At 33.2% G+C, this 20,911-nt stretch carries 17 protein-coding genes; 5 read left to right on the forward strand and 12 right to left on the reverse strand.

The window, feature by feature from the left end:
• Positions 1-26 precede the first annotated feature (26 nt).
• Positions 27-347: a nuclear transport factor 2 family protein gene (locus tag ABDW27_RS01620; protein WP_343694308.1), complete on the forward strand. Its 321-nt coding sequence runs from the start codon at positions 27-29 to the stop codon at positions 345-347.
• 129 nt (positions 348-476) lie between these two features.
• Here the strand turns inward: ABDW27_RS01620 and ABDW27_RS01625 are convergent, their stop codons facing one another.
• The 3 genes from ABDW27_RS01625 to ABDW27_RS01635 all read right to left on the reverse strand — a co-directional run bounded on the left by ABDW27_RS01625 (position 477) and on the right by ABDW27_RS01635 (position 3,110).
• Positions 477-1,481, reverse strand: coding sequence for a VOC family protein (locus tag ABDW27_RS01625; RefSeq protein WP_343694309.1), 1,005 nt, complete (start codon positions 1,479-1,481; stop codon positions 477-479).
• A 34-nt stretch (positions 1,482-1,515) separates the two neighbouring features.
• Positions 1,516-2,373 carry an SDR family oxidoreductase gene (locus ABDW27_RS01630; RefSeq protein WP_343694310.1) on the reverse strand — a complete coding sequence of 286 codons (858 nt, stop codon included), beginning with the start codon at positions 2,371-2,373 and terminating at the stop codon, positions 1,516-1,518.
• Positions 2,374-2,531: 158 nt separating this feature from the next.
• Positions 2,532-3,110, reverse strand: a complete 579-nt coding sequence (locus ABDW27_RS01635) for a Crp/Fnr family transcriptional regulator (RefSeq protein WP_343694311.1) — start codon at positions 3,108-3,110, stop codon at positions 2,532-2,534.
• A 351-nt stretch (positions 3,111-3,461) separates the two neighbouring features.
• Here ABDW27_RS01635 and ABDW27_RS01640 point away from each other — a divergent pair, with 351 nt between their 5' ends.
• The gene (locus ABDW27_RS01640; RefSeq protein ID WP_343694312.1) at positions 3,462-4,247 is read left to right on the forward strand and encodes a polysaccharide lyase; all 786 of its coding nucleotides are present in this window, start codon (positions 3,462-3,464) and stop codon (positions 4,245-4,247) included.
• Positions 4,248-4,403: 156 nt separating this feature from the next.
• On the opposite strand, the gene ABDW27_RS01645 is transcribed toward ABDW27_RS01640, so the two are convergent.
• Positions 4,404-5,237 carry a M57 family metalloprotease gene (locus ABDW27_RS01645; protein WP_343694313.1) on the reverse strand — a complete coding sequence of 278 codons (834 nt, stop codon included), beginning with the start codon at positions 5,235-5,237 and terminating at the stop codon, positions 4,404-4,406.
• Between the two features lie 566 nt (positions 5,238-5,803).
• Between ABDW27_RS01645 and ABDW27_RS01650 the strand changes: the two genes are divergently transcribed.
• The 3 genes from ABDW27_RS01650 to ABDW27_RS01660 all read left to right on the forward strand — a co-directional run bounded on the left by ABDW27_RS01650 (position 5,804) and on the right by ABDW27_RS01660 (position 10,427).
• On the forward strand, positions 5,804-8,518 hold the full coding sequence (locus ABDW27_RS01650; RefSeq protein ID WP_343694314.1) for a S8 family serine peptidase: 2,715 nt from the start codon (positions 5,804-5,806) through the stop codon (positions 8,516-8,518).
• A gap of 257 nt (positions 8,519-8,775) precedes the next feature.
• A complete protein-coding gene (locus ABDW27_RS01655; protein ID WP_343694315.1) occupies positions 8,776-9,507 on the forward strand; it encodes a carbonic anhydrase family protein in 732 nt (243 codons plus the stop codon).
• A gap of 293 nt (positions 9,508-9,800) precedes the next feature.
• Complete coding sequence (locus ABDW27_RS01660) at positions 9,801-10,427, forward strand: hypothetical protein (protein WP_343694316.1); 627 nt, start codon at positions 9,801-9,803, stop codon at positions 10,425-10,427.
• Positions 10,428-10,433: 6 nt separating this feature from the next.
• Here the strand turns inward: ABDW27_RS01660 and ABDW27_RS01665 are convergent, their stop codons facing one another.
• From ABDW27_RS01665 to ABDW27_RS01700, 8 genes are all read right to left on the reverse strand, one after another.
• Positions 10,434-10,703: a hypothetical protein gene (locus ABDW27_RS01665; RefSeq protein ID WP_343694317.1), complete on the reverse strand. Its 270-nt coding sequence runs from the start codon at positions 10,701-10,703 to the stop codon at positions 10,434-10,436.
• A gap of 20 nt (positions 10,704-10,723) precedes the next feature.
• Entirely contained in the window at positions 10,724-12,079 is a 1,356-nt protein-coding gene (locus ABDW27_RS01670; RefSeq protein WP_343694318.1) for a S41 family peptidase, read from the reverse strand.
• A gap of 45 nt (positions 12,080-12,124) precedes the next feature.
• Positions 12,125-12,898 (reverse strand): hypothetical protein, encoded by a 774-nt coding sequence (locus ABDW27_RS01675; protein ID WP_343694319.1) that lies wholly within the window; start codon positions 12,896-12,898, stop codon positions 12,125-12,127.
• Positions 12,899-12,950: 52 nt separating this feature from the next.
• Positions 12,951-13,796 (reverse strand): T9SS type A sorting domain-containing protein, encoded by an 846-nt coding sequence (locus tag ABDW27_RS01680; protein WP_343694320.1) that lies wholly within the window; start codon positions 13,794-13,796, stop codon positions 12,951-12,953.
• 69 nt (positions 13,797-13,865) lie between these two features.
• Positions 13,866-15,182 carry a hypothetical protein gene (locus ABDW27_RS01685; protein WP_343694321.1) on the reverse strand — a complete coding sequence of 439 codons (1,317 nt, stop codon included), beginning with the start codon at positions 15,180-15,182 and terminating at the stop codon, positions 13,866-13,868.
• Between the two features lie 507 nt (positions 15,183-15,689).
• Positions 15,690-18,932: a TonB-dependent receptor gene (locus ABDW27_RS01690; protein ID WP_343694322.1), complete on the reverse strand. Its 3,243-nt coding sequence runs from the start codon at positions 18,930-18,932 to the stop codon at positions 15,690-15,692.
• Between the two features lie 107 nt (positions 18,933-19,039).
• Complete coding sequence (locus ABDW27_RS01695; RefSeq protein ID WP_343694323.1) at positions 19,040-19,888, reverse strand: FecR domain-containing protein; 849 nt, start codon at positions 19,886-19,888, stop codon at positions 19,040-19,042.
• Positions 19,889-20,145: 257 nt separating this feature from the next.
• A complete protein-coding gene (locus ABDW27_RS01700; protein ID WP_343694324.1) occupies positions 20,146-20,724 on the reverse strand; it encodes a sigma-70 family RNA polymerase sigma factor in 579 nt (192 codons plus the stop codon).
• Between the last annotated feature and the right edge of the window lie 187 nt (positions 20,725-20,911).

Here is a 20,911-nt window from a genome sequence, read left to right on the forward strand (position 1 = left end):
AGTATGAACTATAAAAAAGACAAATTATGAACTTTCCACAAGTAATAAAAGATTTAGTAAACGCTAATAACGATTTTGACAGTACAGCTTTTGCAGACTGTTTTTCTGAAACGGCAATTGCATTTGACGAAGGCAAAACCCATACAGGTAAAGCAGACATAAAAAACTGGATAGAAAAAGCAATGAAAGAATATAGTGCTTCCATGAAACCTGTAGATTTTGAAGGAGATGCTGAAAAAGGGATTTTAAAAGCAGAAATTTCCGGAAATTTTCCCGGAAGCCCTTTGATACTTACTTATGATTTTAAATTTCAAAATGAAAAAATAGAATCGTTAAGAATCAGTTAAATATAAAGTTAAGATACATTATTTTAATGATAACTTTAATAACAAATACTCTGATGTAATCTAAATGTGATTTACATCAGAGTATTTTGTTTAGCACCTATTTAAAAAAGGAATTATGGTCTTTAAAATTTATTTTTTGTCGTCAAGAAATACATATAACTTCTGTATTTTTCCATTTTCTATTACGAATAAATCCATACCCGAAACTACAGCGGGTTTTGCTTTTGAACCAAACTGCCAGTACAAACGCACTATATTATGATTGGTTTCTATTGATTTTGCACTAAAACTGAAATCAGGATTTTTTTTATGAAGCTCTACAATAAACTTGCTGATCTCCTCCTGCCCTGCAGCAATAAAATTGTGATCAACCATTTCAATATCATTCGCATAAAATTCTTTTAATAAAGAAGATCTTTTAACCGGATCTTTTTCATTCCAGATTTTAAGATGATTTTCGATTATCTGGGTATTCTTTTTTTCGTCAAAATCATCAGCTGAAGTTCTTTTAACAGAAGCATTTTTTGGCGACCATAACACTGTTTTTGGATTGGCTTTTTCGTATGCTTTTCCGTTTGGGTACGAAACCAGTTCCATTTTAGATCCCCATGGTGTTTCAAAATACACCCATGATTCACCAGCAGTATCACCTGATGGTGTTAAAAACGGTTCACCTAATATTTTTACCCCTTTACTTTTTAGATATTTTACTGATTCATTAATATCCGAGGTATAAAAAGCAACATGCGAAGCCCCAATATCATCAGAATTGGGATGAACTTTACTTCCTTTGTTATCAGCATAACTAAATACTTCGATGCTTGCACCTGTTCCGGCATTTATCATTTTTATGGTTACTGCTCCCGTTTGCTGATTTATATGATTTGCTTCTTTCCAGCCCGCATCAAGCGGTATTGGACCAATTTGTGTTACGGGTGTAAAACCTAATACCGTATCAAAAAATGCAACTGCCTGATTTAAATCAGGGACATTAATCCCAACGTGATCGATTCCTAGTATTCCTGCATTATTTTGAGCGCCTGTTTTCTCTGAAGCTGAAAAGAAAAAAAACAAATTCAATAAAGCTATTGCTGAAGTTTGTATTTTTTGATTTGATTTAGAATATGTTTTCATGATATATTTTTAAATTTATACAATTGATTTTAAATTAATTACTATAAGCTGCTAACCATTTAGCTTTAATAGAGGCACGTGCTTCTATAAATTCTTTATCGGTTCCCTGCGCAATAGCATCAAGCGGAAAACGAAGCGGTCTCTCTCCTTTTTTCATATTTACCAATTCTAAAATTCCATCGGCAATTGTCTGCGGATTCATATCGAATTGAGCCATTTTACCAAATAATGCAGCGCCTAACGCATTGAATTTATTTGTTGCACCACTTCCGTATTCGTCTACAATCTCTTGTTTATCTGCATTGATACCTGCTTTTGAACCGTTGTTCATTTCAGTAGGATATACTCCCGGCTGGATGCTCACATTTTCAATTCCGTATTCGGAAAGTTCATCCTGCAGACCTTCTGTAAAACTTTCTACTACTAATTTTGAAGCGATATACGGAATCATAAAAGGAAGCGTGTGCCCGCTTGCTCCGGTTGTAATGTTGATAATAAGTCCGTTTTTTTCTTTTCTCATAGAAGGAAGAACCGCCTGATAAGTACGAAGAACACTGTAAGCATTTACATCCATCATTTTACGCACCTGATCGATTGAATAACCTTCAAGCAAACCAAAACCGCTTACTGCTGCATTATTAATAAGGACATCTATTTTTCCGTATTTGATAAGTACTTTTTCAAAAGCTTTATTTACAGATGCATCATCTGTAATATCAATATCTACTACTTCAATGTTTGAAAGTGCCGAAAGCTCATTAGCTGCTTCTGCATTTTTGTCTTTTGTATTACGCATTCCTGCAATTACTGAATGACCGGCATTTGCCAATGTTATAGCTGTAAGTTTTCCGAATCCTGAACTTGTACCTGTAATGAAAATTGTTTTTGACATGATTTCTAATTTTTAAATGTTATAAAATTTGTTCTTTTTGAACATTACAAAGTTGCGTCAAGTGCAAATCCTGTACATTGATTAGAAATAAGTAAAAACTTGATATAGATCAAGTGTTTTGAAAAGGCATAAAAAAAGGAGCCTTAAAAGCTCCTTAATTATTTTTTTGCGGTTTGTTTTCGTATACGGCTTAATGTTTCGGGTGTCATGCCCAAATATGAGGCAATCATAGTTTGCGGAATTCGTGACGCAAATCCCGGATATTTAGTGATAAAGTTCAGATACTTTTCTTCTGCCGTAAAACTCAGCGAAGCCTGAATTCGGTTTTGAGCTGCGATAAAACTTTTTTGCAGAATGACATTTACCATATTATTAAAAGCCGGAATCTCGTTGCAAAGCATTTCAAAGTTTTCATGCGTAAACAATACAAGTTCACTGTCTTCAATCGCATCAATATTAAAACGTGACGGCTGCTGTAATAATAAACTTTCTCTGTCGCCTGTCCACCAGTTCTCTATACTGAAACTATTTACATGTTCGCCTCCTTTTTCATCAACAGTATAAGTTCGCAGACAGCCTTTGGTTATAAAGGCATCGTATTTCCAGATATCGCCTTCCTGAAGCAGATATTGTCTTTTGCGCAGTTTTTTAATAATGGCAAAAGATTGAATATAATCAGACTCTGATTGTGTCAGTGTTACCTTATCGTCTAGATATTTTTGGAATATTTCATACATATACTGTAAAATTATATAAAAGTTATAAAAGATTAAAACCAAAACTTTCAGGTGGAACAGGAAATACTAGTGTTTGTGCACAATTCTATTCTTTTGAATTACATATATTTTTTTGCTGTTTTTTTAATAATATGATTTTTTTAGCCTGAAAAAATTATAAAAAATACATAGTACAGATTTTTTTGTACCCAAAAACGTACTTTATTCCACCTTAGGTAAATTCTTATTAATCACCTTTGTAATGTTATTTACTTGCCACATAACCTATTGTAAATGTGTCAGGTAAAAACACACTAACTATTAATTATTACCAATCCCTTAATTATTTACTAACCTTTAATTTTTTACAAAATGAGAAAATTATTAAAATTAACAAGTTTGTTATTTATTGCAGTATTAGTGTTTAGTTCCTGCGAAAAGGAACAAGAAATCAGTGAAACGCAAAGCGTGAGCAAAGGAGCTGCTCAGCAAAATGCTAACAAAGAGGCCGCTGCCGCTGCTGCAGATGGTGCTGTTGCTGCATTGGGAAGTGCCGGAGCGAGAACTATTACTTTGCAAACCAATACATTATCATGCCCTGGAGGTTTATGTACATCGTATGGTGTTTGGTCTACGGGCGTTTACACAGTTTGGTTTCAAATGAGATTTAATTCTGGATTTTATTGGAGCCGTGGCGGTAAATGTGGGTACGGTATCTTAATTGGTGACCAAAACACAGGAGGTGACCCAGGATGGGACGGAAATGGCGGTAGTGCAAGATTTATGTGGTACTGTCCAAATGGATCAAACACTGCTAAAGGAAGCGGGGCTTATTTACAGCCTTACGTTTACTACAGAGATCAGCCTGGACAATATGGAAATGATTTCGGAAAAAAATATTATATTCAGGAAAATGTTACTTACAACTGCCAGATATCTGTTAAGCTAAACACAGGATCTAATACTGACGGATATGTGAAATATTATGTAAACGGTACTGAAATCTTAAATCAAAAAATTCGCTGGGTAACTAACGATGCAAAGCGTAATGTAAATGCAGTAAGTTTACACACATTCCGTGGAGGAAGCCAAAGTTACTGGACAGCTCCTGTTACAAGCTCTATCTACTATCCTAGCGCGTCTTGGGATGCTCAATAAATGAGTTTATTGAAAACATTTATGTGTTTTTTGCCAGACTAACTTTTTATTAGAAAAGTAATTAAAAAAAGAGAGGCTGTTTCATAGATTATGAAACAGCCTCTTTATATTTTGCAAAGATGCCCTAAATCAACTTTTAAAATAAGTTAATAGTTTCTAGTATAAATAGTTAAGAGCAGTAACGTCGTTTGAGTTAAAAGCTCCTGTCTCACTTGAGCTAAAGCAAGCTCTCATGTAAGACGTAGAATCATATCCTGTAGGTGTTCCCGGAATATGAACCGCTCCAACGCCAGCTGTTCCTTCATTTGAGTTTTGTCCACAGCTTTGACGGCTGAACCAGTCTGTATGACGTAAACCAATACAGTGTCCGATTTCGTGTGCTGCAACGTGAGCATTTACTCCTGTTGAATAAGAATCTAATCCAGAATATAAAGTAACTGAATTATAAGGTGCACCACCAGAAGGGAATCCGGCTACACCACCGGCAGATCCGGTTTGTCTTCTTACCACAATATTTGCGCCAGAAGTACTAGAACTAAATGTTAATGTAAAGTTGATAGATAATCCTAAATTGTTATATCTATTAATTGCTGCCTGCAATCCTGCACGCATATTGGTAGTCAAGGCTGTAGTACCAGTTCCTGATAATCCAACAACTTTTATAGTTCTTGGCGCTGATACTAAATTTGTTGTACGGTATTGTTCGGTTGTAATACCTCCATGAAGATCCATTTTGCTTAATTGATCTTTTGTCATGACGATGCATCCTTCAATCAAGTAGGCATCCTCAGTGGTACCATCCAACCTGGTATTTTTGATCACTTGTACATCTTTATTATTTAATGAAAGTGAGCTGATTTTATCTAACACGTCTTGTGTTACTTTTAGAGATCCATTACTTGATTGATCTACAGTTTCATCTTCTTTATTACATGACACTAGTACAAGCGCTGCAAATGAGAAGACCAAAATTGATTTTAGTTTTTTCATAAATAAGCTTTTTTAGGGGGTTTTAAATTAAGTTGATAAATAGGGGTCTTTACAAAATATTAATAATATTTTAACCTAAATTAGTAATTTTTTAATATTAAAATACTTATAAATAACAATTTTAACATTTTTAACACTTTTATTTAAAATTATTACTGTGATTTTTTTAGTATTAATTATCTTATTTTTCTTCTTCATCCCAAGCAGGATAAGTGATCAACGAAAAAATTATTTTTTTGCAGCTAACAAATTGTATTCTAATATTTTATTTCGAAAAAAGTGCCTAAAAGAAAAAAATGATGACATTTTCGTAAAATTTAAGATTCAATCTGATTTTTAAAAAAGGGAGAATTGACGCAAAATAGTTACTGTAAAAAAATCATAAAATTATTACTAATAAATTCTTAACTTTGATTTCATCTCATCAGATAAATATTTCAAAAAGAAATCATTAAAAATCCATTTCATCATTCTTGTATATGAATTAGAAAGTAATACATCTTGCCTTGCCTTGTTTGCACCATTGATAATACGATTATAACTGCCCCCTTAAGATCTAAAAATAAATGAAGAAGCGAATTACTTTTCTACTTTTTATGGTAACAGCTGTCTGTTTCTCTCAGGATTCAGAAAAATGGAAACACTACCTAAAAAAAGAGAACAATATAAAATTTGAGAAATATTATTTTACATCTTTAGAAAATGCCCGGCAAAATAAATTTACCATTGTAAAAAAGCTGGATAGCCATTTTTGTATTGTTGAAAATAGAAACTCAAAATCCGGTAAACAGCTTCAAAAAACTTTTCCTGTAAACAATTTATGGAAATTACCTGCTGATTTTTCCAGTCATACTACTCCAAAACAATATATAATAGTTACTGATAGTATAAAAAAGTTTCTTACTGATTTACAGTCCATAAACATTTCTGAAATCAAAATTTTAAATGACAACCTTCTGGTCATAAAAACTGATTCTGAAAAAATTAGTAATGAGATTATTGCTTTAAATACTGTGACTGCAATTTCCCGAGAATCACTGCAGCCAAAAAGCGAATCAAAAATAATCGATCAAAATTTTAGCATTAACAATATAAACAAAGCCAATATTGACTTCCCTCAACTAACAGGCGAAAATGAAATCGTATCTATTAAAGATGATCTTTTTGATGTAAACGATATTGATTTATCGAATAAACTCATTGCGTCGTCATTACAATCTTCTACAATATCAAGTCATGCAACCGCAATGGCAACTATCGTTTCGGGATTAGGAAACAGTTCTGCATTAGGGAAGGGAGTTGCTCAAAAAGCTAAAATACTCTCGTCTGACTTTTCTAATATTTATCCTGATGATACTGCCGATTTACAAGGTGCTGTTACTCAAAATCATTCTTATGGTACTGAAATTGAGAATTTTTATGGCTCGCTCGCCAATGCTTATGATTCGCAATTATTTTTAAATACAAATTTGACTCATTGTTTTTCTTCTGGAAATATTGGCTTTCAGGGATATAAATCTATTACCGGAAATTTCAAGCAATCTAAAAATAGTATTGTTCTGGGATGTATTGATCAGAATGAAGTAATTATGCCGTTTTCGTCAAAAGGTCCGGCTTATGATGGCCGGATAAAACCGGAGTTAGTAGCTTTTAGCACACAAGGAACTTCAAATTCTACAGCTTTGGCTACAGGAATTATTACGCTTCTTAAACAGCATTATAAAACAATACACAATGCTTCTTTGACGAATGCCCTGACAAAGGCCGTTTTAATTAATAGCGCAAAAGATTTGGGCAGCACAGGTCCGGATTTTACTTACGGTTATGGCAATATCAATGCGGATAAAAGTTTAAAAACGATCAGCGATAACAGAATTATATCCGGAAATGTGGTATCGGGTCAAACAAATTCACATACTATTACAATTCCGTCAAATGCAAAAAATCTAAAAATCACATTAGTGTGGAATGATTTGCCTGCCGCAATTAACAGCAATATAAGTTTGATAAACGATTTAGATCTGGAACTTGTTTCTGCAAACAACACTGCTTTTTTACCGTGGATTCTTAATCCTGATATTCCACAAGATTTAGCCGTAAGAGGAAAAGACCACATTAATAATATTGAACAAATTACGGTTGAAAACCCAATATCTGGTTCTTATACTATTAAGGTTACGGGTTCATACATTTCAGAGTCTTCTCAGGAATATGGCATCGCTTATGAATACGAATTAGAAAATCAGTTTGAATGGAACTATCCTGTAAACAATGATAATTTTCCTTATGATGGCAAAACGATTTCACCTTTTAAATGGAATTCTTCGTTTTCAGGTACTTCCGGAAAATTATCTATTAGTTACGATAATGGACAAACCTGGGAAATTATCGCAAATAATATCAATCTTAATAATGAGCAATTTAGTTATACGCCTCCTGAGAAAAAATTTTCAAAAGCTAGATTAAAAATGTCGATTGGGAATGTTGATTATATCTCGGATAGTTTTACGATTTCGTATGATTTAAACATTACGAGCAGCTTAGTTTGCGATGGCACTACAGAAATTAATTGGGACAAACCTGCTGATGTTGATTCTTTTAATATTTATCAAATGACAACAGATCATTTAGAATTTAAAGAACAAACCACAAATCCCCATTATACTTATACCGATGGAAAAATTTACACGGTTGTTCCTGTGTTTGATACTAATGAAGGTATAAAAAGTGAATCGACTTTACAATATGCCCAAAACTCTAATTGTTATTTTGAATTGGCTTTGGCTGAGGTTTATGAAGAAGACAAAATAAAAGTCAGCTCGAGTCTTTTCAGTTTGTACAACATTAAAAAAATTGAGTTATTAAAAATACATAATAACGAAGAAACCGTTATTAGCACTATAAATGATATCGGCTCTAAAACATTCTCATTTTTAGATACGGCTCCCGAAAAAGGCAGTAATAGTTATAAGATAAACCTAATTTTAGAAAACAATAACGTAATTAGTTCTTCTATATTTAATGCTACCTATTTGGGTGATACATTGTTTTTGGTGCATCCTACTTTATTAAAAAGAAATCAGGAATTAAGTATTGAAGCCAAAAATGAAGGCAACGCTACTTTCTTTTTATATACTATTGGCGGACAAAATACAATCACTTCTCCTCTATTATCTAAAACCAATACAATTGATCTAAAAAATACAGCATCAGGCATTTACTTATATAAAATAGTTTCTGGTTCCGGAGAAACCCAAACTGGTAAGATTGCTGTTTTTTAATTTACCATAAGTTTAGATGTAAATTAAAAATTCCCTGCACGAATACATATCTTTCATAACAAAAAAAAGCCGTTTTGTAACGTTTTTTCTTATTATTTTTAATGAGTTTATAATTTTAAATCAGATTTTTTGAGACTCTCTGCCTAATATAACCTGATTGAAAATCAGATGGTTATTTATTTAAGAATCGTACACGCAAATCACTCCCAAAAATCCGTGTTCATTAATTCATTATTTAATATTTAATCCAAAAAAAAATGAAAACAAAAATTCTAACAATCTGTGCCAGCGCAGTATTAACGCTATTTTCTTGTAATGATTCAGGCAATAAAAAAGACTGTCCTGATGCTCCTCCTCCATTGAGAGAACGAATTATAACTGCCGAAGAGCAGGCTTCTTTAACACCAGATATAGTTCTTAAACGTCTTAAAGATGGCAATAAGCATTTTGTTGCTAATAATGTTACAGCCAGAGATCATTCGGCAATGGTGAGAAATGCGGTTCAGGGACAGTTTCCAAAAGCCGTAATTCTTTCTTGCCTGGACAGCAGAATACCTGTTGAAGATGTTTTTAATAATGGTATCGGCGATCTTTTTGTAGGTCGTGTTGCGGGTAATTTTGCCAATACTGACTTATTAGGCAGTATGGAATTTGGCTGTAAAGTTATGGGAGCAAAAGTGATTCTTGTGTTAGGACACGAATCGTGCGGTGCCATAACATCTGCTATCAATAATAATGTAACAATAGGTAATCTTCCTGCAATGCTTGCCAATATAAGACCTGCTGTACTAAATTCACAGGACTTTTCCGGAGACAAAACTTCAAGCAATAAAGAATTTGTGGCCTATGTTTCAAAAAATAATGTGATTAATACGATAAAAACGATTAGAGAGAAAAGCCCGATTTTAAAAGAAATGGAAGATAAAGGTCAAATTAAAATTGTAGGTGCCTATTATAATATGCAAACCGGAAAGGTTGATTTTTTATAAATAAAATCTACTGAATATTTTATAAGAGACAGTCTCAAAAGGGCTGCTCTTTTTGTATGCTTCAGAGAAGCCAAATATTTATAGAAAGCATAAATTTTACAACGTAAAACTCCAGAGGAGCGGCATATAGTAAGATTCTAAAAAAATATGTCACTCCTCCGGAGCTTATTTGATTTATTCAATGACGAGAAATTTTGTTTTAAATAGCTGTATTTCAAAATTTTAATTTAACTTTAACATCCCCAACTCGAAATACATACAGTTAATAATCTGACCTCCTAAATTTTAAATTTATGAAATGGTTTACGACTTTAATTACGGGATTTACGAGTAAATTTTCTAAAAAGCCTCTTACAGAAAGCTTAGTTAATTTAGAAAAAGGAAAAGAACTTTACTTAACCAGCAGGTTTCAGGAAGCTATTGTGCATCTGGATAATGCTGTTAATTCTGAATTTGATTCGACTGTTTATGAATTAAGAGCCAGTTGTTTTCAAAAATTAGATTATCATTACAAAGCCATCGAAGATTTTGATAAAGTTATAGAACTGAATCCTTTGGAATTTTCTTATTACTACAGCCGCGCGGTTTCTAAAAAAGCTATTTATGATTTTACCGGACAAATCGAGGATCTTCATAATTGTATTCATTATTATAAAAAGAACAAAAACATTGAAAACCGTTTATTAAAAAAACTCGAAACGGATTTGATTACTGCCGGAAATCATATCGAAAGATTAAAACAAAATATCAGTTTGCTTCACAATAATTCTTACGCAGAAATAAAAGCAGTAATCAGCGATTGTCTTCAGCAGATTAAAAAATTAAAACCCAGAAATAATAAACTTAAAAGACCGCTTCGCAATATAAAAGCCCGACAAATAAATTCTATTATTATTCCTTATGTAAATTCTCAAATGTAAGAAGGTTTACTTTTTATCGCCATCGTTTTTTATTCTTCTTAATTTTTTATGAATGATACTTTGAGTTGATCTTTTTTTGACTTCATAATCCTTAACACATCTTTGAAGTTCCAGCAGTAAAGTTTTAAAACAGGTATAAAGCACATCCAGCTCTTCCATGTTTTCATAAATCTTCAAATCATCTTCTGATGCTGTTTTTACGGCAACAGATTCGTATTTATATTTTTCAAATATTTGAATTAATTTACGGTGTTCTATGTTATCAATTCCTCTCATAAATAACAATCAAAATTTTATTAGGGTTTAAACTGCAATAGTGGATCGACGTCTCCGTGTAGTACTGAAACTGGTAAAGTTTGCAGAGATTTTACAATTTTCTTATTTGTATTTCCGGTTATCTGATTTAGGGCTTTTTCTAATAAAACTTCTGAAGGATTTCCTAACAGAAAAATTTCAGGTCCATTAAATTCTACTTTATAAATAACCGGTTCGATTCCTTTTGAATAATTGCCTTCGTGCCTAGAATTAAACAACTTGTAAATTGCCGGATATAATATCCAGCCTCTTTTTGAAGCGATTCGGTCATCCTCTATTGGAAATCCTGCAACGTCTTTGCCAAATGTTTTTTCTCCAATCGTAATTACTTCCAGATACGGTTTAAGATTATTAATAATTAATTCTGATGCTGATGCAGTACGATTGCCGCATAAAATATAAACTTTATTAATTGAAGGATGCACATTACGAAGCGCTTCAAATGTTACTGTTGATTCATTGCTTTTTAATGCTTCTAAAAAGGACTGATCGACTTTTCCGCCATTTGCATTTCCTTCAAATTTTACAAATAAATCACTCGATTTTATGTTAGATGCCAAAATTATACTGAGTGCCGCTGCCGATGAGATATCTCCTCCTCCATTATATCTTAAATCTAAAACCAGTTCTGTTATGGCTTTATTTTTTAATTCCTGAAAAATCTGCTGATATGTCTGCGCTTGTCCAACATCAAAATGCGGAATTTCTACATAGCCAATTTTTGTATTTTTCTCTTCGATAATTTTATAATGAATGGGCTGCGAAAATGTAAAACCCTGTAATATTGAAACTTCTTTAGAATTTGAAAACCCTTCCTGAACTGAATAGGTTACGGTTGTAATATTAATTTGATTTTGAGAAACTAAACTGCTGTACAGCGCATTATAATTATCTAATTTCAATTCCTTCCCGTCAATATGTGTGATAAATTGTCCTCTTTGTAAACCATTATTTTTTGCTGGTGAATCTTCTAAAACATATAATATTACGCCATAATATTTTCCTTCAAATTCAACAAAAGACATATCAAATCCAAATTTACTTCTCAGACTTTTGGGAGCCGTTTCTGATAATTCAGGATGAAGCGCATAAGAGTAAATATCTTCAGATTTCAATAATGTTTTAAAATAATCTTTGGGGTTTAATGCTAAACTGCCTTCATTTTTTATAACATCGTTCCATAAATAATACCTTTTCATTTGCTGATACATCCAGTCATTTACATATTCATTCGAATTTTCATCAGACACCATCGGTTCATCATTGTTTTCGCAGGAAATAAAAAACTGAGCAAAAAGCAAGAGTAAAATCAGCCTGATTTGTAAATGGTTTTTCATGGAATTCTTTTATAGATATGTGGTAACAGAAAATCTTTTTTAGAATTAAAAATCAAAATAATCAACCAGATTCAAACTTGCATCAACGTTTAAAAACTTTCCGTTTTCATCTTTTCTTTCGTCTAAAACCACTAATCTTGATTTATTGGCAGTCATCAGCATAATGGTAATTACTTGTTTTCCGTTTATGTATGATTCAGTTGTATTGTGTTTTACCAGTTCCATTCTAATAATTGGCGGAAGACTTGCCGGAAATTCTATAAAATCACTGTAAGTATCTTTTCCAATATTTTTAACCGTTCCCACAACTTCGCCATTTACTTTACGCATTATTCCGTCTAGTTTTCCGGTATAACCACTTGCAGAATATTTATTTAGTGTTGGAAATATAAATTTGAAACCTGCATTACCTGTTTTTGTTATTTTGCCGGGTTTTGTGGCTAAAACATTTTCGATCAGCAATTCTTCTTTTGTATAAAAAGAAATGGTGTCAATAGGTTTTTCGGTTGTGAGTGTATAAGAAGAGATAAGCTTTTTGCTAATTTTATTCGTTATTTCGACCACTTTTGTTTTATCTCCATAAAATACAAATTCATGATCTTTTGAAATTTTCTTTATATAGGCGTCGATTTTTCCATCTTTTAAAATCTTCCCGTCTACAGCAATCTGAATGGAATCTTTTTGGGCATTGTATCCTCGTATAACTACTTTTCCCGGTTGTTGTTTTTCGTAATAAGGTACCATATCTTCATTTACACAGGCCTGAAAGAGAATAAGTACAATTGAAAATAAAAGTATTTTTGAAATCTTAGTTTTCATGTTTATGGTTTTGTCTTGCTAATTATTTTGAAGTTTTGCTGGAAATAATTATTTATTTTTTTAGAAATTTTATTTTTTTTAAAACAGTACCATCCGATACGACCAGAAAATAGATTCCCTGCGGAAGTGCATTTACTGAAATATTTTTTTCTAAAACGGCATTGGTTTTCACTAATAATCCTGCCGAATTATAAATTTTCATTGAAAAATCTTCGTTTATAAGCTGTTCGTTTATTTGCAATTCTAAATTTTCGGCAACTGGATTTTGTTTCAACTGAATTGAATTGCTTTTTTCGAAATCATCAACGCCTAAAAGTGCTTCGGCAGTGATCCATATTTTGTCAACTTCATATCCTACGAAGCCGGTATTTTCGTTTACCAATGAAATGTATACCGTTTGATTGCCTACAAGTGAGGCAATATCTACTGTATAATCTTTAAATTCTGCATCGAGCATAGTTTGTCTTACTAAATTTAAAGTTCCTAAAAGTGTTGCCGATTCAGGGTCTGGTGAAGTAGATCCGTAAACTAAAAGGTTTCGGGTTCCGTCATAAATTGAGGTTTGAGCCGTAATATTCAATTCGATTTTTCCATCATAATAAGATAAATCGATTGGTGCTGTTACTGCCCAGTTTTGTTCTATATTTTCAAGTGGTGCGCCTGTAGTGAAGTCGATATTGTAAGTTCCTAAAATGTTTACATTTCCGCCAACAATTGCTCCGTTTTCATCAAGCTGAATATTTTTTCCGGCTTTCCAGTTACTATTGTTTCCGTCTTTGTCTAATAAAACCCAGTCTGAAACGTCGCCATCTTCAAAATCATCTTCCCAAATAGTAAACTGTGCTGATGATGCAGTAGTAATAATTAATAATAAAAATAATAGTATTGTTTTTTTCATGTTTAATTTATAAAAGCATGGACAGGAATACTGCCCATGCTGAATTAAATATTGCTTAACCTCTTGTAATTAGAAACTAGTAAACTTAGTCCAGGTAGCTGTCCAAAGTGCTTCTGTTTTAAATGCACCTGTAGCACCTGTAAAGTCTAATGCTCCATCATTAAAGAATGGCTGAGTTAATGACCATTTTGTTCCTGGAGCAACAGTTGATGTAGTGTTTCCAAGACCTAAAGATGTACCTGTTGGCAATACTGGGTTTACATATCCGTGGATTGATAAACCTGACCAAGAAGATGCAGATGGTAAAGATGGAGACTCCCAGTTGATTCCTCTGTTGTATCCAGTAACTGTAGCGTCAGTTAAACTGATTTGTCCTAATCTACGAACGTGGATTCCGTTTTCGTATGAATTAGCATTAGTTGCAGAGCTTACACCAATGATAGATAATTGAGAAATAACAGGACGAGTAATAATAGTTGTAGAAGTACCTCCAGCATTGTTATCTAACTCGATACCGTTAGAATCAGGGCTTAAGTTTGGTGCTGTACCGCTTGTACTATGAGTAGAATTGATATCAGCAAGTGCGATAGCTTTTGTGATTGTTCCTGTGTAACCTAAATCGAAATCGAAGTTATCATCATCCGGAGCAAAAGAAACTAAATGTGTAGCGTTTACTCTACCTCCGAAAAATTCGAATGAATCGTCTCTTCCGTAAGAAACCTGAACGTGGTTAACAGTTGTAAGAGAACCAACTCCACCAAAAGTTACACCATTGATTTCAACACCAGTTGCAGCATCTAAGATTCTACCAGCAAATTCAACACGAACATAAGAAATTGTTCCTGCATTGTGAGAAGCGTTAGAACCTCCATAGTAAAAATCAGAAACGTTTGGCTGATCTCCTAATCCTTCGATAATGTTTGTAGTAGATCCGTTGTTTACCTGATCGTCACCTAAAATTACAAGACCACCAAAATCTCCAGGAGTTGCTTTTGTAGAAGCATTTCCGTCTAACAAGTTATAACTTGTAAAGATAATTGGCGAGTTTACAGTTCCTTGTGCATTGATTTTACCAGTTTTAGTAATAACCAAAACTCCTGTAGCAACACCAGCAGCAAGTGGTTTTGCTTTAATATAAGTTCCAGCCTGAATTGTTAATGTAGCTCCGGATTTTACACGTACAACTCCGTTAATTTCCCAAACTTTGTCGTTTGTCCAGGTTGTGTTAGCAGTAATATCTCCACTTACAGTTTGTACTGTTGCAGGATATCCGCTGTAGTCAGCCCCGGCAGCTTTAATAGAAAAAGAAGAATCAGCAGAAGAATCATCATTTTGGCAAGAACTCACAAGCAGAGCTACAATTGCGAACATAAAAAATTTTTTCATAATAATTTAATTATTGCTATATTTGCCGCTAATAAACTAGGCCTTTGGAGAGAGCAGCAAAAAATCTTTCCTTAGGTCTTTCTCGTTTTTGGTAAATTTGTTTTTTCAAACTATCCGTTTTACCGTTCGGGGGTGCCTGATTTTCGATCTTTCATTAACTGGCATTTTAATGAAAGGGTTCGTTTCTTTTTAAATTTCAATATTCAAAAGATAAATTTCTTTGGATATGATGAACCTGATGCCTTCTTTAATTTTTTTGTCTTTTTTTGGCTCATATTGAAGATTCCGTATATCTGCAGTTTTTATTCTTTTATTTATTCAAATTTTCTAAGAACGTTTTACAACTAGTAAACAAAAGCATATGGTTTCCAGCCTTTCGCGCTTTGCTTATTAGTATTAGATTTCAAAAAGACAAAATATCATGGGTCTTTTTTATTGTTAACTTTTTCTTAATATTCAGCAGGAAAATACTTATGTTTATGAAGTTAGTATTAACTATAGCTAATATTAAAAGTCATACGTCATAGAAAAACTAATCGTTCTTCCGGCAAATGATTTGAATACAACCTGATCGATATCCGGATCATATTTATTTGTGGCATTTGCTCCCAGACTGTATCTTGATCTTGGGTTAGAACCTACCGGAACATCTTCTATCTTACTGTAACTATTTGTATTATTATAAGTTAGTATTCCGGCATCGAACATATTTTTAATGCTGAATTTTACCTGTAAATCTTTCTTTTCAAAGAATTTATAACTTAACTGTGCATCGGTCTGTGCATAAGGCATACGTATTTCTTCTGCAGAATAATCAAAACCTACCAAAATATATTGATCACCAATTGCATTATGTCTAAGGCTGAATCCAAAGCGTTCGCCTATATAATCTAAGCCCAAATTATAAGTATAAGGAGACTGGCCATAAAGCGGTCTGTTAGCTTCATAAAGTCCGCCGGTTCCGTCAAGATTAACATAAGAAGTAACTTTTGTATCGTTTACAGAGGCATTTCCGTAAGCAAACAAATGTTTTAAAAGATCACCTTCACCCAAAAATGACAGGCTTTTATAAAATTCTAATTCAACTCCCCAAAGTTTGGCTTTATTCGAATTGACATTGTAAATATCCCTTACGCCTGATGGATTAAGAAAACCAACAGATTCAATTGGATTGTCGATATCTTTATGATATACGCCAAAAGATAAAATTTCACCTCCGGAAGGAAACCATTCAAATTTTACATCATAATTATTGGAAACACTCGAAACCAATCCGCTTGTATAATTGTAAATCTTTGCGGCACGAAGCGGATCGTAATACGGAATTCCCAGACGTTCTGCAAATTGCGGACGCAAAACCGATTTATTGTACCCGAGTCTTATGTTCGTTTTATTGGTTGGGCTGATAATTAAACTTGCTGAAGGCAGAAACTGCCATTTTTTATCATCTCCCTGTTCTTCAGAAAAACCATCCGGAGTTTCAGACTGACTTTCTATTTGTGTATAAACATAACTTTCTGCTCTTGCTCCCCAAACCAAACGTATGTACTGTCCTATTTTATCATCAAGCATTAAATATGGCGAATGTACTTTTACATCTCCTACATATTTATTTCCATAAATACCGTATTTCTGCCAGCCAAAACCTCCGTAATAATAATTTGATCCGTCTAAGAATTCCGGAAGCGGTTCATAAATGGTAGCCAGTTCTGTAGTTTGTCCAACAGTAATTAATTTTGCCGATTCCTGCTGATTGGTTGCTTTTTTATAAGTACCAAAATAACCTGCTTTAATATCATTTGTAAAAGAATCATTAAAATTAAAAGTATACTTAAAGTTTACAGCCCAGTTATAGTCTACTTCATCATTTGTAAAATAACTTCTGCTAAACGGAAATCGGTTTCCATTGTTATTTACACTATATGCAGTTACTATATCATCGCCTACTTTTGCTCTTCCAATGTTTACAAAAGTGGCGTCTTTTGTATCTTTAGTAACGTTTCCGTAAGCGCCGTACCAGTTTACTTCGAGTTTATCAAACTTGTGATTTCCTTCAACTTTGTTTTGAATAAAAGTGGTGTAAACCGGATAATTAGATTCTGAAGTAAAAGGAAGACTGTTTCCGTTTAAAATTTCTGAAATTGAAACGGCTCCATCAGCCCAGCCCGTAATTTGCGTTAGCTGATTATTATAAATATGCATAACCGTATTACGCACCGAAATTTTATGATTGTCAAGCTGAATCGCAGCATTAAACATTCCGCCTAAAGTAGAATTGTAATTGAAGTTATTTCCTGAATTTCTAAATCCATATTTGGTAAAAGTTGAATAGGCCGTTTTATCGTCTTCCGGAGTAAACTCAGTATTCTTTTGGTAACTTCCTCTTTCTGTGTGCTCAATTTCTAACGTTTCCTGTGTGTTTTTAAAAATAAAAGAACCTACAAACCCCCATTTATTATTGTCTTTTAATTTATAGGTACGACCTATGCCAAACTGAAGCGTAGTTCCCGGCGCACCATACGTTTTATAAGTACTGAAATTGTCCTGAGTAAATAATTTAGAATATGCGATAAACGGCCCTGATTCAGCTTCTGTTTTAGGTGGGTCAATTGTGGTATGATTTGTTGGATAGTCACGTCTGCCATCATCAAATCCCCAATAATCATAATCTCCTTCCTGTCTGGTAAGTCTGTACTTAAAAGTACTTTTACTGTTGTATGAATTACTGATAGAAAAATTAGTAAAGTTTTCTTTCGGAATGTCTTTTGTTTTTATTTCTACATATCCTCCGGCAAAATTGGCGTACATATCCGGAGTGGCAGATTTGCTTACTACAATGCTTTCTACCATTGCCGTTGGAATAATATCAAAAGAAAAATTTTGCTGATAAGCGTCTGTACTTGGCAGGGCGATTCCGTCCATAACAGCCTGATTCCATCTTTCTCCCATCGAACGCACCACCACATATTTATCGTTTACAGTAGTAACTCCGGTAATGCGTTTTAGTGAAGCCGCTACATCTCTGTCTGGTGTTCTGGCAATTTGTTCTGCCGAAATACCATCAGAAAACTGAGCCGCTTTTTTTTGCTGCAACAGCATTCCTTCTACCGAAGCTGTGGCTTGTTTATAGTTTTGTACAATGATTACTTCGTTAAGCGATTGTGCATCTTCCTGCAAAGAAACTACCAGCGGTGTATCTTCACCTTCAGCCACTTTTACATTGGTAATTTTTTGAGTCTGAAAAGAAATGACGCTGATTTCAATTGTATATTCTCCGGCTTCTAATTCTAAAACATAGTTTCCATCAATATCTGATTGTGTGCCAAAACCTGTTTGAACTACTTTTATATTAGCGCCTGGGAGCGAAAGTCCGTTATTGTCAACCACCTTTCCGGTTATCTTCCCTTTCCTTTTTTTTTTCGCAGTTTCATTTCTCTTGACTGCGATATTATTATCCGTTCTTCTAAAATCTAAATTGGTCAGACTTTGCAGATCATTTAAGACTTCATCAATGGTTACATTTTCTTTTTTTAAAGTAACAAGAGGAAAACTCAAATCCAGATCTTTTTGATATACAAATTGATATGGTGTCTGCGATTTTAAATTATCAATGATTTTTTGAGGCGAAGAGTTTTTAAAATCAACCGATACGGTTCCGGTTTGCGAATAAATTGTGTTTGTTCCGAGAAAAAATCCCAAAAGCAAAATCCAGATGGCAGCAAAATACGGCCTGGAAAAATCATTGTTCATAATTGAAATTGTTAGTTATATAGATTAAATTTTAATGAGATATTTTGGGTTAATTATTTTATCATTTCAAAATAATTTCTGCTAATCAAAAAAACGAAGTTTGAAAACTATCTGCTGATTATATAAGTGCTGTTTCCTGCCGGACTGATATTAATTTCTAGCGCAAAAGCAATAGTCTGCAGAGTTTCATAAAAACCTTGTCTGGTATCTAAAGTTCCCTGAATTTTAAGATTCTTTAAATCTTCATTCAAATATTGAACAGAAAACTTATGATCACGCTTTAATATCGTTATCACTTCTTCTAAAGTTAAACCATCAACATACAGCAGAACATTTTTCCATTCTGGCTCAAAATCAGATGTTTTCTCTTTGTTTACTGTTGAAGTTTTATCAGCATAAACCGCTCTGAAACCTCTTTCAAGAAAAACCGTATTTTGTGTGGTTTCTACTTTTACTTTTCCGGTTCTTACGCTTACCTGTGCATCATTGTCATTATAAGCTCTCACATTAAAAGAAGTTCCTAAAACAGTTGTTTTTACGGCGCCCGACGTAATAATAAACGGACGCGATGGATCTCTTTTCACTTCAAAAAAAGCCTCGCCTTTTAAGGTTACGTTTCTTTCATTTTTTGAAAATCTGGCCGGATAATCGATTTCTGTATTTTGATTTAACCATACTCTTGTACCATCCGGAAGTGATATCAATCGAATGTCATTTTTATATGTTATGGTTGAAGTAATTTTAGGCTGAGATAAATTGTATTGATTAAAAGAATAATAACTGCCAATTGAAATAATAATCACGGCACAGGCCACAGCTGTCCAATTGTAAACGTTTTTATATTTATGAATAGTTGCTCTACGAATAGTATTCCACATTCTGGCTTCAGTTTCATAAGGAAGAATACCTCTGTTTGGTATTGCATTCCATTCTTCTTTTAATTTTTTATTTCCCATTTAGATTTATTTAGAATCGAAAATTTGTGCGCGAATCTCCCCGATTCAACTACATTAGATTTTCAATGTTTTAAATATCACGGGGTACTGCCACTATTAACGTTTTCTTAATCTGAGAGAAGATTTGGCAGCATTAAAATGAAACAAAAAAAAGCCAAAGGCTAAACAAATACAAAAAAAGAGCCAAAGGCTCGCCCCATATTGTAGGGCTGGATTTTAATCCAGTCAAAAAGCATAAAATAATTAAGGTTCGAATTTTAAAAAATAAATTCCGTCTGGCTTATAAAAAATAAAGCAAACCAATAAAGTTCATGGTTCTTTACCGAATTTTTCTTTAAAAATTGCAACGTCTTAGAAATTTGATTAGCAACAGCACTTGGAGACATATTCATTTCGTCGGCAATTTCTTTGTAGCTGCGGTCTTCGAATTTATGCAGACTGAATATTTTTCTTCTTTTTTCGGGAATTTTGTTCAGCAGATATTCAATTCGTTCTAACTGTAAACTAATATCTTCTTCTTGCTCAGATGCGGTGTCGAGTTCTTTGATCAGCTTTTCATCTTCTACAGAAAAAATTCGGTTTTGCTTTTTATACCATTTTGATATTTCCTGTTTCGAGCTTTTAAACAAAATGGCTTCTAAGCTCACATTAGGATCAAGTTTAGCTCTGTATTTCCAAAGATGAATAAATACATTCTGCGTTACATCTTCTGAGTCAGCAAGCTGAGCTGTATATTTTTTTACAAAGCAAAAAACTTTAAAATGATACAAATCATAAATTTCCTTAAAACAAGAATCATCTCCTGCACGTAATCTTAATATTAAATTAGAACTCATAATGCAATTTTAAATGTTTAAAGAAGACCCTTACAAAAGTATGATAAACCTTTATTGATATTTTTTACGATTTGGTCATTTAATGATTTGTTAATATTGATGAATAAAGAGCTTTTATTGATGAACTTTATCAAAACAAAAAAGGCCCGAACGGAATGTTAGGGCCTTTTAAAGAAGTATCTAAACT

The sequence above is a fragment of the Flavobacterium sp. genome (genome assembly GCF_039595935.1).
Classification (GTDB): Bacteria; Bacteroidota; Bacteroidia; order Flavobacteriales; family Flavobacteriaceae; genus Flavobacterium.

What these genes read in the sequence shown, in the direction of transcription:
- ABDW27_RS01620 (WP_343694308.1), top strand. Translation starts at nt 27, where the DNA reads ATGAACTTTCCACAAGTAATAAAAGATTTAGTAAACGCTAATAACGAT.
- ABDW27_RS01625 (WP_343694309.1), bottom strand. Translation starts at nt 1,481, where the DNA reads ATGAAAACATATTCTAAATCAAATCAAAAAATACAAACTTCAGCAATA.
- ABDW27_RS01630 (WP_343694310.1), bottom strand. Translation starts at nt 2,373, where the DNA reads ATGTCAAAAACAATTTTCATTACAGGTACAAGTTCAGGATTCGGAAAA.
- ABDW27_RS01635 (WP_343694311.1), bottom strand. Translation starts at nt 3,110, where the DNA reads ATGTATGAAATATTCCAAAAATATCTAGACGATAAGGTAACACTGACA.
- ABDW27_RS01640 (WP_343694312.1), top strand. Translation starts at nt 3,462, where the DNA reads ATGAGAAAATTATTAAAATTAACAAGTTTGTTATTTATTGCAGTATTA.
- ABDW27_RS01645 (WP_343694313.1), bottom strand. Translation starts at nt 5,237, where the DNA reads ATGAAAAAACTAAAATCAATTTTGGTCTTCTCATTTGCAGCGCTTGTA.
- ABDW27_RS01650 (WP_343694314.1), top strand. Translation starts at nt 5,804, where the DNA reads ATGAAGAAGCGAATTACTTTTCTACTTTTTATGGTAACAGCTGTCTGT.
- ABDW27_RS01655 (WP_343694315.1), top strand. Translation starts at nt 8,776, where the DNA reads ATGAAAACAAAAATTCTAACAATCTGTGCCAGCGCAGTATTAACGCTA.
- ABDW27_RS01660 (WP_343694316.1), top strand. Translation starts at nt 9,801, where the DNA reads ATGAAATGGTTTACGACTTTAATTACGGGATTTACGAGTAAATTTTCT.
- ABDW27_RS01665 (WP_343694317.1), bottom strand. Translation starts at nt 10,703, where the DNA reads ATGAGAGGAATTGATAACATAGAACACCGTAAATTAATTCAAATATTT.
- ABDW27_RS01670 (WP_343694318.1), bottom strand. Translation starts at nt 12,079, where the DNA reads ATGAAAAACCATTTACAAATCAGGCTGATTTTACTCTTGCTTTTTGCT.
- ABDW27_RS01675 (WP_343694319.1), bottom strand. Translation starts at nt 12,898, where the DNA reads ATGAAAACTAAGATTTCAAAAATACTTTTATTTTCAATTGTACTTATT.
- ABDW27_RS01680 (WP_343694320.1), bottom strand. Translation starts at nt 13,796, where the DNA reads ATGAAAAAAACAATACTATTATTTTTATTATTAATTATTACTACTGCA.
- ABDW27_RS01685 (WP_343694321.1), bottom strand. Translation starts at nt 15,182, where the DNA reads ATGAAAAAATTTTTTATGTTCGCAATTGTAGCTCTGCTTGTGAGTTCT.
- ABDW27_RS01690 (WP_343694322.1), bottom strand. Translation starts at nt 18,932, where the DNA reads ATGAACAATGATTTTTCCAGGCCGTATTTTGCTGCCATCTGGATTTTG.
- ABDW27_RS01695 (WP_343694323.1), bottom strand. Translation starts at nt 19,888, where the DNA reads ATGGGAAATAAAAAATTAAAAGAAGAATGGAATGCAATACCAAACAGA.
- ABDW27_RS01700 (WP_343694324.1), bottom strand. Translation starts at nt 20,724, where the DNA reads ATGAGTTCTAATTTAATATTAAGATTACGTGCAGGAGATGATTCTTGT.